This window comes from Streptomyces rubellomurinus, from assembly GCF_000961885.1.
In the GTDB taxonomy this organism is placed as follows: domain Bacteria; phylum Actinomycetota; class Actinomycetes; order Streptomycetales; family Streptomycetaceae; genus Kitasatospora; species Kitasatospora rubellomurina.
In genome coordinates, this window is record NZ_JZKH01000089.1 from 1 (window position 1) to 12662 (window position 12662).

A 12662-nucleotide genomic window follows, 5' to 3' on the forward strand; every position below is an offset into this window, starting at 1 on the left:
GGGTGGGGGTTGGGCGGGCCGGCGGTCGTCACTGAAGCTGCCGGTTCCGCACACCAGCCGGCCCGGGCTGCGGCGGCGGTCCCGTTCGGTGGGCGCTCGGCGGCGTGCCGGGTGGGCGCGCGGGGGTCGGGATCGGCCTGCTGTCGTCACCGAACGTGCCTGTCCCGCAGGCCAGTTGGCCTGGACCGCGGGCGCGGTGGCCGCCTCGCGGGTGTGCACCTGGAAACCCACCACTTCGAGCGAGGTTCGATGACTCCCACCGAAACCGTCCGGGCGGTCACCGCCCAACTCGCCCGCCCCGCCGACCCGGAGGCCGTCCCGGCCCCCGGGCTCGGGGCCGGTCCGAGCGGTGCGGCGCTGGCGCTGGCCGTGCTGGCCGGGGAGGACCCGGCGTTGCGTCGGGCCGCGCACGGGCTGCTCGCGGGTGCGGTGCGGGCGCCCGGGGCGATGCGCGGGGGCGGCCTCTACTCCGGTGCCGCCGCGGTGGCCTTCGCCGCCCGCACCATGGCGCGGGAGCCGGGCGAGTACCGCGGCCTGCTGGACGCGCTGGTGCCCCGGGTCGGTGAGTCCGCCGCCGGGCGGGTGGTGGCGCTGCGGGCCGATCTGGCGACGGGGGCGGGGCTGCGGGCGCACACCTTCGACGCGGTCTCGGGGGCGGCGGGTCTGGGCCGGCTGCTGCTGGCCCTGGAGCCGGAGGGGCCGGCGCTGGCCGGGGTGCTGGCCGCCCTGGTGGAGCTGGCCGCGCCGGGCGGCGGGGCGCTGCCGCGCTGGTGGACGGCGGGCGGTCCGGGGCTGCCCGGCGCGGACCCCGACCATCCCCGCGGCCACGTCAACCTCGGTCTGGCGCACGGCGTTCCGGGCCCGCTCGCGCTGCTGGCCCTGGCCCGGCTGCAGGGCGTCCGGGTGCCCGGCCAGGACGAGGCGATCGAGGGCCTCGCGTCCTGGCTCGCCGCGCACCGGCGGCCCGCCGGCGGCTGGCCGATGACGGTGCGCGTCGAGGACGTGGCCGCCGGCCGGCCGCCCGCCGACGCGCCGACCCGGGCGGCCTGGTGCTACGGCACCCCGGGCGCGGCCCGGGCGCTGTTCCTCGCCGGCACCGCACTGGGCCGCGCGGACTGGCGGGACGCGGCCGTCGCCGCGCTCGCCGACGCGTTGGCCGACCCCGCCGCCTGGCACCTGGCCGGCGCCGGGCTCTGCCACGGCACCGGCGGTCTGCTGCGGATCGTCCAGCGGATGGCCGAGGACTCCGGCTCCGCCGCCCTGGCCGACCACCTGCCGGCCCTCGCCGCGGCCACCGCCCGCGACCTGGCCGCCGCCCTCGCCGCCGGAGAGCCCGCCACCCTCCTGGAGGGCACCGCCGGCGCGGCCCTGGCCCTCCACGCCCACCTCCACGGCGACCCTCGGCCCGGCGGCGCCGCCGGAGGGGGCTGGGACGCCTTCCTGCTCCTCGGCTGAGCCCGCCGCCGGCGCCCGCCTGCCTGCCTTCGGACGAGGCCGTGTCGCACGTTCGGTCCAAACACGCGCGCCCGGTCGGGGGCGGTGGGGGACCGGACGGAGGCTGGGGCGCCAGACGGGGGGATCGCCAACCGAGACGGAGAAGCCGTGACCGAGCCGGACTACTACCAGTTCCACTCCACCCATGGGAGCCACTCCCCGCTCCACGTCGTCTGGATGCCGATCGGAGCGGGCGGCCTGAGCTCCTTCGAGTACGCCGACTCGACGAGGTCCCTGGTGTTCCGGGGCTCGGAGGTGACGGTGGACAAGACCCCGCTCGGCCAGGTGGTGAGCGTGACCATCGAGATCTCGGTCGACCGCGGGTCCACGTCGTTCTCCGTGCTGGTGCCCTCCGTCAACCTGGTCGGGCCGAGCGCGACCGTGAGCACCATCGGCATCACCACCGTGCACCGGATCGGGATCGGGCCGATGGCGGGGCAGCTCGACGTGTACTCGGTGACGCCGCTCATCGGCACGGCCGAGACCCGCATCATCCCGCTCGAGGAGAAGACCGGCGCCGCCACGGCGTGACCGCGCCCCCCGGGTGGCCGCAGCCCCCACCGCCTTCGGATGGCGGTGGGGGCTGCGCTCCGAGGTCGTGTTCCGGCATCGCCCCCTGACGCCGTGTCCTGATCTCGACGGCGGGATTCCGGTCAAGGTTCCGCGGCATCCACCCGACTTGAACGGTTCACGGGATCACCACGACATCTCCGTGCTACAACCATCGGCGGGCCGCAACTCCCGTTGTGCGCCTGCCCGGTACCGCAGGTCCGGGTGTTCCCGTGCCACCCCTCTTTGTCCGGGCGCCTTTGCCCGGTCGCGACCTTGGGAGAGCCATGCCCGCCGCACCCACCCGTCCCTTCCGCATACTTCTCGCCGTCTTGGCCGCCGTCGCCCTGCTGTTCTCGGGTGCGGCCGCCGCGACCCCCGCGAGCGCCACCGCCAGCAGCCTCGACGGCGCCTGGGCCTGCACCGTCCCGACCGGGTACGTCTACGACCAGGTGCAGATGAACCGCAGCTGCAGCGGCGGCGGCAGCTGGAGCTCGCCGCAGTACCACCTGGTAACCCCCTACGACGGCCTGACGGCCTGCGTGAGCGCGCCCGGCTTCGTCTACGACTCCATCAGCTGGGGCTCCGCCTGCAGCCAGATCTCCGGCGTCCAGAGCAACGCCTTCCACCTGCGCAAGCCGTACGACGGTCTGGTCGCCTGCGACGGCCCCCGCGACTTCACCTACGACTACCTCGTCTGGGGCCTGGCCTGTTCCACCGTCCAGGGCGTCCAGAGCAACGCCTTCCACCTGCGCAAGCCGGTCAGCGGCATGTGGGCCTGCGACGTGCCCACCGGCTTCACGTACACCGCGACCACCCAGAACTACGACTGCAGCACCTACCGGGGTGCCACGTCCACCAAGTTCCTCCTGGCCGGCTGACCGGTCCCGCGCCGAGTGCGGGGGCAGGAGGTCGGCCCGGCCGGTCTCCTGCCCCCGCCGTCGGGCGCCGGAGTGTAGAACTGATGATCAGTCATCTCGCTTTCAGGGCAGCCAAGTTCAGATACTCGGCCCCGGCGTCGACGGCGGCGTGGTTCGTTGACGCACTTGCCGGGCGTTCCTACCGTTGCGGCAACCGAAAGGGAGGTGGAACCCATGCGACGCGACTACGACGCTGCGCTCGCTCGTGTGCAAAGCGACTACGCCTTCTACATCCACTGCCAGTCCGATCCCGAAGCGGCCCTCGCCGACTACGAGTTGAGCCCGGAGGAGGCGGCGACGTTCTCCGATCCGCAGCTGCTGTCCGACGCGCTGAAGAAGCAGGGCGAGGACGAGGGGCGGCTGGCGATCACGGTCAAGATCTCCGGCACCCATGACTGGATCAACCGGTCGGTGCCGCCACCGGAGCAGAAGGACGTCAGCGCATTGATCACGAGCGAGATCGAATCCGTCCGGCAGGCCGGGAACGACGAGGAGCGCCGCGAGGCGATGCTCCGCCTGGTGAGGTTGATCGGATGAGCGGGCAGGCCATGGGCGCACCCTCGGTGTGGCCCTTCGACATCGGCATCGTCGGCACCGGCATCGTCGGGACCCACCAGCTCACCCGGGAGGCCGAGGAGGTCATCCGGCGGAGCAAGCACACCTTCGTCATCGCCTCGGGATTCGGGATCACCGAGCACATCGAGACCCTGTGCCCGCAGGTGACCGACCTGAGCCGGTTCTACGAGCCGGGCATGAACCGGCTGCCGACCTACCACCGGATGGCGGCCGAGGTGCTGTCGGCGGCCGTCGCCGAGGGGCCGATCTGCCTGGCCACCTACGGCCACCCCTGGGTGTACTGCTACCCGACCACGCTGATCACCCGGGCCGCGGCGCTGCTGGACCTGCACGTCGAGGTCTTCCCCGGGGTGTCCGCGTTCGACACGCTGCTGGTCGACCTCGGCACCGACATCGCCAACGGCGGCATCCAGATGTACGAGGCCACCGACCTCCTGCTGCGGCAGCGGCCCGTCCAGACCGACGTCACCTGCGTGATCTGGCAGCCGACGGTCGTCGGGGACCCGACCTGTCCGGACGGACCGTACGCCGCACGGCAGTTCGAGCCGCTGCAGGAGCACCTGCTGCGGTTCTATCCCCGCGATCACCGGGTCAAGCTGGTGACCAGCAAGAACCACCCGCTGCTGCGCTCCACCGTGGTGCCGCTGGAACTCGGTGAGCTGGCGGCCGCGCTGGAGGGGATGCCGGGCATCGGCACGCTGTACGTGCCCGCGCTGACCGAGCGGCCCGTCCTGGACTCCGAGCTGCTGGACCTCATGGTGAGCCGGGGGACGCCCGCGGAAGCGGTGCCGGTGGCCCCGATGGGGTGAGGCCGGGGCGCAGGGCGTGCGCGCGAGGGGAGTGGCCGGGCCCGGCCGCTCCCCTCGCGCGTGGGACGGTGGCGTGCGGGCGGGGGTCAGCGGCCGCGGGGCGCGATGCCGGCGTACCGGTGGACGAAGGAGAGGAAGAGCGGCCGGGCCCGGCTCTCGGCCCCGCCGGCGGCGGCCGCCGTCAGCCCGGCCTCCAGGCGCGCCGCGGCCTCGGCGGCCAGGGCCGGAACGGCCCCTGAGTCGAGCACCCGTTCGAGGGTGGCCGCGCCGTCGCGCGGGTCGGCGGGCCACGGGCCGTCCGCCGCGGCCAGCAGCACCGCGTTGAGCGCCCCGTCGCCCGCGTCCTGGCAGAGGTCGACCAGGTCGTCGATCCGCCACATCGCCTCGCCGAGGAGCGTGCCGGCCGTCGGCGGGGGGAGCGTCGGCAGGCCGGTGGCGAGGTGCTCGATGATCTGGAACGGCAGGACCGAGGTCCCTCGCGAGCACCCGACCAGCTGGTCACGGGTGGTGGCACCGGCCGGGCGTCGCACCGACAGGTGCTCCGCCGCCAGGGCCTCCGCCAGCCGGGCGCCGACACGCTCGCGCAGCGCCGCGCCCGGCTCGGCCGGGTGGCCGAGGTGCAGGAGGCGGACGAAGGCCTCGACGAGCCGGGCGGTGAACACCACGGTCGGGTCCGTACGCAGCGGTTCCGGCAGCGCGGCGCGCAGCCGTCCGTCCGGCCACGGCTCGGTCGCGGCGCCGGTCAGGTCGACGGACCGGACCGTCCGGAGCAGCTCCAGCCCGAGCGGCGGGGCGCCGTCGCACACGCCGTCGACGAGGCCGACGGCCAGGTTGAACACCGCGCAGGACAGCGCGGTGGTGGCCGCCCGTTCGTCGCCGACCCGCCGCGGTGCCAGCAGGTGCGCGGTGACCGATCCGAACGCGAGCCCCAGGCCGATGCGTTCGGCGGCCCGGTCGTCGTCGAACTCGATCCGATAGGCCCCGGCCCGGCCGTCCGGGTAGCAGTGCTCCACCGCCCGGCGGAGCAGGTCCGCCCCCGCGCGGACGGCGTCGGCCGTGGCCGCCTCCAGGGCCGCGGGGGCGAGCAGCAGGCCCCGGGCGTCGAGCTCGCTCGAAAGGCTGCGGTTGACCGCGTCGTCGACCGCCCGCCGCAGTTCTTCGGGAATCTCCACCTCGGCCTGCCCCTGGACGTGGCGCCGGTTTCGATCGGCACCGCCGGACCACCGTTCGCGCACCATCCTCCGTCACGGCCGGGGCGCCCTCCACCGCAGCGGATCCGCCGCGGGAACGCGCGGCCCGGCTGCTTCGAACGGGCCAGCCCGGATGGTGCGTGCCCGAGGCGCCGGCGCAGGCTGGGCAACGGCCGGCCGCCCGTGGAGCGCCGGCACGGGAACCGGCGCGACGCGGCGCCGCGAGGTCGAGGAGGCCGCATGCCGTGGATCAGCGGGCGGTGTCAGGAGGGCCGTCGCCACGCGTGCACGTACGCGGCCCGGGACGAGGACAACGAGGGGGCCGGGCGGTGAGGGAGGACCTTCTCGACGGCGCCCGCGTCCGCGAGGCCGCGGCCGAAGTCACCGCCGCGCTCCGGCAGTTGTGGTCCACGCCCGGGGCGGCCGAGAGCGGGCTGAGGGCCTTCGTCGAGCACGGCGTCCGCGGGTGGCCGGAGTGAGCACCGCGGCCGTACCCCGGCTGTCCTCGCTGGACGGCGCGTTGTCGCGGGGGCTGCGCCACCTCGCGGCGCGCCGGGACCCGGACGGCCTCTGGCGCGACTTCCGCACGCCGGCCGGCGCGAGCTCGCACTGGGTCACGGGCTTCGTCTGCTGTTCCCTCGCCGAGGCGGACGCCGAGTGGGAGGTCGTCGGCCCGGCGGCCCGGCAGCTCGTCACGCTGCAGCGCCGGGACGGCGGCTGGGCGTACAACGGGGCCGTCCCCTCGGATGCCGACAGTACGGCCTGGGCGCTGCTGGCCCTGACCACCGTGACGCCCTGGCGCCCGTCGGCCGCCATGCGGGCGGCCCGGTACCTGGTCCGGCACCAGGAGCCGATCAGCGGCGGCATCAGCACCTACGACGCGCTCGACGGGATCCACCGGTTCATCGGCGCGGCGCCGGACGCGGTCGGCGGCTGGACCCAGCCGCACGTCTGCGTCACGGCCTCCGCCCTGATGGCCCTCGCCGTCCACGGCCGGTGCGACCGGCGGGTGGTGGACCTGGCCGCCGACGACCTCCGGCGCTCCCGCGCCGCAGACGGGCTGTGGCGGAGCTACTGGTGGCCCGGCGTCGCCTACCCCACGGCGGTCGCCGTCCAGGCGCTCGGCTCCGCGCGGCGGGCGGACCCGGCGCTGCTGGGCCGGACCCACGACGCCCTCACCGAGCGGGCCGGCGGGCCGGGCGGGTGGTGCGACGATCCGGAGATCGGCCCCTCGGCCTTCGCCACCGCCCTCGCCATGCGGGCGCTGATGTCCTGCCGGCCCCGGGTCACCGAGGCGCTGGCGGCCGCCGCCCGCCACCTGCTCGACAGCCAGGCGCCGGACGGCTCCTGGCCCACCGCGCCGGTCTTCCGGATCCCGCCGCCCGAGGTCCTGACCCCCGCGCCGGAGCAGGTCCGGCGGGAGGGCGCGGTGGGCACGGGCGTGCTGGTCAGCGACGTGGACCAGGTCTTCGGGGCGGCCGCGGCGGTGGGCGCGCTGGCGAGGTTCCGCACCCTGCTCCGGGACCGGTCCGGGTGACCCGGGCCGGGGCCGTCGGCTGACACCGCACCGACGCGTCGGTGCGGTGTCAGCCGGGGTTGCTGCACCGGGTGCGCCGGCCGCGGGCGGTGGGGCCGCGCGGCCGGCGCCGGGTTCGCGCTGCCATGGCGCTGTCAGATCACGGCGGCCGCGATCGGCAGGACGGTGGAGGCGATGTTGCTGAGGGTGTCCCAGAAGCTGTCGGCTTCGACGCCCTGCGCGCCGCCCAGGGTGCCGCCGTGGGTGCCGGTGCGGTCGACCGGCGGAGCGAGCTTCGGGAGCTGCGGGGTGGGGGACCACACCCGGCGCTCTTCGCGAACGTCTACGTTGATCATGGCGATCTTCCGTTCTCTGGTGCTGGTTCGGTGGGCTCATCCCTCGTCGGTGAGGGTCCCGAGGTGGTCAGTGACGGCCGCCGAGCGTGGTGCTACCGGGGCCGGGGGGCGCCGCCGCAGGCCCAGGGGGCCGGATCCGCGAAGCTGGGGCCGTAGAAGCCGCCCGGTCCGTCCAGGTAGTACGTGGGCGGGTTCGCGGCATGGGGCTTGCCGGTGGTCCCGTCGCCCGGGTCCGCGGCGGCGTCGGGAGCGGGCGCCGGGGCTGCGCCCGGGCCGACTGTCGGCGTCGGGCGGCCGGCGAAGGCGACGATCGCGTTGGACGTCGGCATGACCGAGTTCGTGCTCGAAGCTGCGTCGTCGACGCTGGGGAGCACCTTGACCAGCTTCAGATCGGGGTCGTAGCCGACCTTGCGGTCGATCGGTGGTGCCTGGCGCGGCTGCTGTTCCATGGTTCTGTCTCTCCTGCCGGGTGCTCCGGTGACCGACCCCGTGCCGAGGCGTCACCGGGTGGGGTGGCCGGCGGCGGAGGGCTCGGGTTCCGCCGCCGACACGGGTACCTCGTCAGAAGAGCGACCCGAGGCCTTGGGCAGCGGCGCCCAGGAGGCTCTTCAGGTCGAAGTTGGCCTCGACGCCCTGCGTGTCACCCAGGGCGGCGCCGTGGGTGCCGGTGCGGTCGACCGGCGGGGCCAGCTTCGGGAGCTGCGGGGTGGGGAACCACACCGGGTGCTCCTCGCGGATTTCTTCGTGGGTCATTTCCGCTCATCCCTTCTCTTGTTCGTGTTCCTCTTCCGTGTCGATCTTCATCGGGTCACGGGGGCGGGGCCGTCAGTAGGCGGCGTAGCACATGCCCCGGGCCGGGCCGGTCAGGCCGGCGCACGGCGACCGGGAGGGTTCGACGCCCGGGCCGTAGGGCTGCCGGCCGGCCTCGCCCTGGTCGTCCCGGCGAATCGGCGGGGCCAGGACCGGCAGGTCGTGGACCGGTTTGGGGAGCGTTCTGGGAGTCTTCATGATCCGCCTCCGGCGGGTTCCAGGAGTGGGGTCCCGTGCTGCGGGCACCGGCGGGTGCCCGCGGGCTCAGGAACCGAGGAACTGGTGGGCCGGCGCCAGGCTGACGGGGAACTCGTCGCTGACGTCGATCGTGAACAGCAGGTTGACCCGGGCGCGCCGGTCGTTCTCCGGGTCGAAGAAGCTCACCGTCACGTCCTGGCAGTCCGAGCCCATGCGGCAGTACGGGCTCTTCGCGACGGTGATCGTGTCGATGCAGTACAGGCTGGGGTTCATCAGGTTCTCGAGGTTGAGGCCGCCGAGGGCCGAGGCCCGCTGGCTCGGGTTGCTGGGGATGCTCTGGCCCAGCAGCATGGCCTGGCTGATGGTCTTGGCGACCGAGAACGCGTTCGTCCCGGCGGAGTTCATCGCCCGGTCGGCGGAGGTCTGCCCGAGGTTGCGGAACTGGTAGTAGACCTTGTCGAGGAACGCGTCGATGGTCCGGCGCACGTACGTCTCGTCGATCGCCATCTGCTGCTGCTCGGCCTCCTTCGTGACGGCCGCCAGCACGGCGTCCACCAGCTGCTTCTCGTACCAGATGAAGACGCCGCGGCTCTTGACCTCCACGACGGGCACGATCTGGCCGGAGAACAGCCGGACGGTCCGGTCGGTCAGCCGGCCGGGCACCGAGATCCGGGAGATGTAGTCGTCGTCCGTGGCGGCCACCAGGTGCTGGCCGAGGTAGGCGTCCCGGAAGGAGCGGTAGACGGTGGAGACCGGTGGGGCGGCGATCGCCATCACGAGGTCGGCGAGTTTCGCGGGATCGGTCACGATCCGCTGCACGTCGGTCTTCGCGAGGGTGAGGTCCAGGGGGCCCGGGCTGGTGAAGTCCATGCCGACCGGGAGTTCGGCCTCCAGCGCGTAGATCGGCGTGCTCTCCAGGTTCAGCGTCCAGGTGACCTTGTCGGACGCCCACGGGTTGGCCGTCAGGTAGGCGTGCAGTTGCCGGGCGTCGTAGGGGTTCGCGGGTGATTCGGTCGGGGTCCCGTCCGGCATCGTGCCCTCGACGGGGTCCATCAGCTGGCGGAAGCTGTCCCGGCGGGCCTCGGTCTGGAAGTCGACGCCCACCTGGCCGATCGCGTACACCAGTGGCCGGTCGTTGGTGGAGGCGCAGGACGGCCGGACGCCGCCGCCGGCCCGCGCGCCGCCCTGACAGGCGCAGGGGGCGGCGGCCGGGGCGGGAGCGGCGGGTGCCACGGCCGCCGCCGGTGCGAGCCCGAGCGCGGTGGCGCCGGTGAGCGGGGCGGGTTCGGGGGGCGGGACGGGGGCGGGGCTCGCGGCCGCCACGCCGTCGGTCGCTCCCGTGCCGGATCCGGCACGTGCTCCGGCCGGTGCGACGGCTTCGTGGGGCGCGTCCTGCGCGATCGGTGCCGGCTGCGCGATCGGCGCGGCCTGGGGGGTGACGGCCGGAGAACTCTGGGTGTCCATGGTGCTGGCTCCCTCGTGCGAGTCGGAAGGGACGGTCCCGAGCGACGAGGGTCCGCCGGCTGCGGCGACCCGGGCCTCGGGGGAGAGGGTGGTGCGGCGGGCGCCGTCCGCCGTGGTCCCGGCGCCGGCCTGACGTGTCGTCGGATCTCCTCGGCTGATCAGCTCGTACGCCCGCGCCGCGTCCAGGTGGCCGACCAGGCGGCGTCGGCACTCGGGCGCTTCGGCGGGCGTGCAGGGCGCGGTGTCCGCGCCCTGCAGGACGGCCCGTCCGGCGGCCTGCGGGTCGGCGCGGCGCCCCGCGCGTCCCTGCGCGCCGACCAGCAGCGCGGCAACCCCGGACACCAGTGGTGTGGCGAAGCTGCTGCCGGTGAGGGCCGTGCGCCCTCCGCCCGGGACGGCGCCCTCGATGCCCTCCCCCGGCGCGAGGACGCCGTTGGCCGCGTACGCGGAGCCCCAGTTGCTCAGCTCCAGCGGTTCGCCGTCCGGCCCGGCCGCGCCGACGGCGAGCACCGTCGGGACGGCGGCCGGCACCTGCTCGCAGTCGCAGCCGTCGTTGCCGACCGCCGAGACCACCAGGACGCCCTGGTCGGCGCACAGCCGCAGGGCCCGTTCCAGCATGGCGTCCGGCCGGGCGCCCTGACTGGGGTCGCCGCCGCTGATGTTGATGATGTGTGCCCCCTCCTGCACGGCCCGTTCGATGGCCCGGGCCAGGTCGAGCTGGTGCACCCGGCCCTCGCCCGCGTCGGTGAACACCGGGAGGACCAGGCCGCGGCAGCGCGGGGCGATCCCGGTCACCGGGCTGCCGGGCCGGCCGAAGATCAGGCTGGTGACATGGGTGCCGTGCAGGGACATCCGGCCGCCGCCGGCGGGCTCGGTGACGAGGGTGTCGAGGCGGGTGAGGTCGGCGCCGTCGAAGCACGGGTGCGACAGGTCGACGGGGCCGTCCAGGACGGCGACGCACACGGACGGGTCGCCGAGGAGGTCCGCCTCCGGGGCGCGGACGCCGCGCAGCACCGCTCTGGGCTCCATGGGGCATCGTCCTTCTCGGGGGCGGGGACCGGGTGCGCCCGGTGCCCCGCGGGGGTGGTGGGTCGTGCCGCGTCCGAACGGCCGGGCCCTGGTCGGGTGGTGGCCGCCGCGGGCCCGCTGCGCGGACCGCGGCAGCTGGTGCCAGTCAACGGGGCGGGCGTGGCGCGAGCGTGCCGGGGAGCGTCGTGGCGACCTGCCGGGCGCCGTCACGGGCCCGTCGGGCCGGCGTCCCGGCCGGGCGCTCCGGCGGGGCGGGGGCGGCGGCCGGGGCGACCGGGCGGGCGGGTCCGCGCTGTGACGGTCTGTGATTCCGGGGGCCGTGATCAGGTCGGCGGGGATCCGGCGCGTTCGTCAACATCCCTGCGCCGATGGGGCGCCGGGGCCGTGCGGGGCCCCGGCACGGGCGCTGTCGTGACGCTCGGCGACGAGGGCCGAGTACGCGCGGAGGACGGGCGCGGGACGCTCCCGGAACGTCCCGCGACGGCCCGGCGGCACCGCCGTGACACTGGTGCGTGGTCAGACGAACGCGCTGGTCACGCCTCCGGCGCACGCCCGGCGGCGTGCCTGAGGGGGTGCGAGGAACGCGCCGTCGCGGCAGAGTGGGGGTTGTGTTCTGGCATGGTCTGGGCATCGAACTGCTGCGGGGCTTCGAAGTCACCGCGGAAGGCGACCGCGTGCTCCTCCCGGTCGGCGCGCAACACCTGCTGGCGTTCCTGGCCCTGCACGAGGGCGGCGTCCAGCGCGGCGTGGCCGCCGAGCGGCTCTGGCCGGATTCGGCGCAGTACCGCGCGGCGGCGAACCTGCGGGCCGCGCTGTACCATGCGCGGCACCACGGGCCGGGGATGCCGATCGAGGCCTCCGGGCAGTGGCTCTGCCTGTCGCCCGCGGTGCGGGTCGACCTGCGCGCGGCGCGCGGCACCGCGCGCCAAGTCGTGGCCGGGCTCAGCCAGTTGCCGTCCGGTTGCGACGACCTGGTGGGCGACCTCGCGGCCGAGCTGCTGCCGGGCTGGGGGGACGAGTGGCTGATCACGGAGCGCGAGCGCTGGGATCAGCTGCGGCTGTACGCGCTGGAGAGCCTGGCCCGCCAACTGTGCGGCGCCGAGCGGTACTTGGCGGCACTGCAGACCGCGCTCACGGCGATCGACATCGATCCCGTCCGGGAGACGGCGCATCGCATCGTGGTCGAGATCCACCTCGCCGAGGGTAACATCGCCAGCGCGCTCCGCTTCTACCAGCAGTACCGCTCCTTCCTCCAGCGGGAACTGAACGTCGCGCCCTCGCCGAAGATGACCGGCCTGGTGCGGAACCTGCTGCGGACCTGAGCAGCTGGGTCGGCGGCCGCGGCGAATACTTGACTGCCCGTCAGGCGGCGTGCGGCGAGCTCCCGCAGTCCTTCGATCGCCGTGCGTGCGGCCGTGTCGTGTGACCCGCGTGATCCCGCGCGGCGACGGCCGAGGCGACGGCGAGCGTCCACGGGGCGGGGCGGATCCCGGGCCGGTCGCCGAGCAGGCCGCCGGTGAGCGCGCCGAGCGGCCCGAGGGCGTCGGCGAGGGCGTGCAGGGTCGCCATGACCCGGCCGAGGCGTCCTCGTCGGTCCCGGCGACCAGCACCGGGCCGAGCGCGACGTTGGCGGCGGCGCCGAACAGCGTGCGCGGGGCGCACCTCGGCGTGAGTGTCCATGACATCACTCAGTGTGGCAGAGCGGCTCCGCCCGGGACATCCCGGGTTTCTGGGAGGTCCGTCCCCGGGTC

At 75.1% G+C, this 12662-nt stretch carries 15 protein-coding genes; 8 read left to right on the plus strand and 7 right to left on the minus strand.

What is annotated here, in order from left to right; all coding sequences use genetic code 11:
- Positions 1–249 precede the first annotated feature (249 nt).
- The 5 genes from VM95_RS30785 (at position 250) to VM95_RS39300 (ending at position 4348) form a co-directional block, all read left to right on the plus strand.
- Positions 250–1455, plus strand: coding sequence for a lanthionine synthetase LanC family protein (locus VM95_RS30785; RefSeq protein ID WP_052707677.1), 1206 nt, complete (start codon positions 250–252; stop codon positions 1453–1455).
- A 147-nt stretch (positions 1456–1602) separates the two neighbouring features.
- Positions 1603–2025, plus strand: a complete 423-nt coding sequence (locus tag VM95_RS30790; protein ID WP_045702983.1) for a hypothetical protein — start codon at positions 1603–1605, stop codon at positions 2023–2025.
- Between the two features lie 305 nt (positions 2026–2330).
- Positions 2331–2924 (plus strand): hypothetical protein, encoded by a 594-nt coding sequence (locus VM95_RS30795; protein WP_045702985.1) that lies wholly within the window; start codon positions 2331–2333, stop codon positions 2922–2924.
- 213 nt (positions 2925–3137) lie between these two features.
- Positions 3138–3500, plus strand: coding sequence for a hypothetical protein (locus VM95_RS30800; RefSeq protein WP_045702987.1), 363 nt, complete (start codon positions 3138–3140; stop codon positions 3498–3500).
- Positions 3497–4348 (plus strand): SAM-dependent methyltransferase, encoded by an 852-nt coding sequence (locus tag VM95_RS39300; RefSeq protein ID WP_078860797.1) that lies wholly within the window; start codon positions 3497–3499, stop codon positions 4346–4348. Before VM95_RS30800 ends, VM95_RS39300 begins: the two co-directional genes overlap by 4 nt.
- Before the next feature lie 86 nt (positions 4349–4434).
- On the opposite strand, the gene VM95_RS30810 is transcribed toward VM95_RS39300, so the two are convergent.
- Positions 4435–5520, minus strand: coding sequence for a hypothetical protein (locus VM95_RS30810; protein WP_157882244.1), 1086 nt, complete (start codon positions 5518–5520; stop codon positions 4435–4437).
- Positions 5521–5867: 347 nt separating this feature from the next.
- Here VM95_RS30810 and VM95_RS43420 point away from each other — a divergent pair, with 347 nt between their 5' ends.
- Positions 5868–6017 carry a hypothetical protein gene (locus tag VM95_RS43420; RefSeq protein WP_167352971.1) on the plus strand — a complete coding sequence of 50 codons (150 nt, stop codon included), beginning with the start codon at positions 5868–5870 and terminating at the stop codon, positions 6015–6017.
- A complete protein-coding gene (locus VM95_RS30815) occupies positions 6014–7075 on the plus strand; it encodes a prenyltransferase/squalene oxidase repeat-containing protein (protein ID WP_045702993.1) in 1062 nt (353 codons plus the stop codon). Before VM95_RS43420 ends, VM95_RS30815 begins: the two co-directional genes overlap by 4 nt.
- Before the next feature lie 134 nt (positions 7076–7209).
- Here the strand turns inward: VM95_RS30815 and VM95_RS30820 are convergent, their stop codons facing one another.
- The 5 genes from VM95_RS30820 to VM95_RS43850 form a co-directional block, all read right to left on the minus strand.
- Complete coding sequence (locus VM95_RS30820) at positions 7210–7410, minus strand: hypothetical protein (RefSeq protein WP_045702995.1); 201 nt, start codon at positions 7408–7410, stop codon at positions 7210–7212.
- Positions 7411–7502: 92 nt separating this feature from the next.
- Positions 7503–7859, minus strand: a complete 357-nt coding sequence (locus VM95_RS30825; protein WP_045702997.1) for a hypothetical protein — start codon at positions 7857–7859, stop codon at positions 7503–7505.
- 112 nt (positions 7860–7971) lie between these two features.
- The gene (locus VM95_RS30830; protein WP_045702999.1) at positions 7972–8163 is read right to left on the minus strand and encodes a hypothetical protein; all 192 of its coding nucleotides are present in this window, start codon (positions 8161–8163) and stop codon (positions 7972–7974) included.
- A 72-nt stretch (positions 8164–8235) separates the two neighbouring features.
- A complete protein-coding gene (locus tag VM95_RS30835) occupies positions 8236–8418 on the minus strand; it encodes a hypothetical protein (RefSeq protein WP_045703001.1) in 183 nt (60 codons plus the stop codon).
- A 66-nt stretch (positions 8419–8484) separates the two neighbouring features.
- Positions 8485–10911, minus strand: coding sequence for a cyanobactin maturation protease PatG family protein (locus VM95_RS43850; protein ID WP_045703003.1), 2427 nt, complete (start codon positions 10909–10911; stop codon positions 8485–8487).
- 608 nt (positions 10912–11519) lie between these two features.
- On the opposite strand from VM95_RS43850, the gene VM95_RS30845 reads away from it, so the two are divergent.
- A complete protein-coding gene (locus tag VM95_RS30845) occupies positions 11520–12233 on the plus strand; it encodes an AfsR/SARP family transcriptional regulator (RefSeq protein ID WP_052706753.1) in 714 nt (237 codons plus the stop codon).
- 40 nt (positions 12234–12273) lie between these two features.
- Here VM95_RS30845 and VM95_RS30850 read toward each other — a convergent pair whose 3' ends face one another.
- Entirely contained in the window at positions 12274–12480 is a 207-nt protein-coding gene (locus VM95_RS30850) for a hypothetical protein (RefSeq protein WP_045703005.1), read from the minus strand.
- Positions 12481–12662 lie beyond the last annotated feature (182 nt).

Excerpts from the sequence above, each read along its gene's own strand:
- VM95_RS30785 (WP_052707677.1), top strand. The coding sequence starts at position 250 with ATGACTCCCACCGAAACCGTCCGGGCGGTCACCGCCCAACTCGCCCGC.
- VM95_RS30795 (WP_045702985.1), top strand. The coding sequence starts at position 2,331 with ATGCCCGCCGCACCCACCCGTCCCTTCCGCATACTTCTCGCCGTCTTG.
- VM95_RS30800 (WP_045702987.1), top strand. The coding sequence starts at position 3,138 with ATGCGACGCGACTACGACGCTGCGCTCGCTCGTGTGCAAAGCGACTAC.
- VM95_RS39300 (WP_078860797.1), top strand. The coding sequence starts at position 3,497 with ATGAGCGGGCAGGCCATGGGCGCACCCTCGGTGTGGCCCTTCGACATC.
- VM95_RS30820 (WP_045702995.1), bottom strand. The coding sequence starts at position 7,410 with ATGATCAACGTAGACGTTCGCGAAGAGCGCCGGGTGTGGTCCCCCACC.
- VM95_RS30825 (WP_045702997.1), bottom strand. The coding sequence starts at position 7,859 with ATGGAACAGCAGCCGCGCCAGGCACCACCGATCGACCGCAAGGTCGGC.
- VM95_RS30830 (WP_045702999.1), bottom strand. The coding sequence starts at position 8,163 with ATGACCCACGAAGAAATCCGCGAGGAGCACCCGGTGTGGTTCCCCACC.
- VM95_RS30835 (WP_045703001.1), bottom strand. The coding sequence starts at position 8,418 with ATGAAGACTCCCAGAACGCTCCCCAAACCGGTCCACGACCTGCCGGTC.
- VM95_RS43850 (WP_045703003.1), bottom strand. The coding sequence starts at position 10,911 with ATGGAGCCCAGAGCGGTGCTGCGCGGCGTCCGCGCCCCGGAGGCGGAC.
- VM95_RS30850 (WP_045703005.1), bottom strand. The coding sequence starts at position 12,480 with ATGGCGACCCTGCACGCCCTCGCCGACGCCCTCGGGCCGCTCGGCGCG.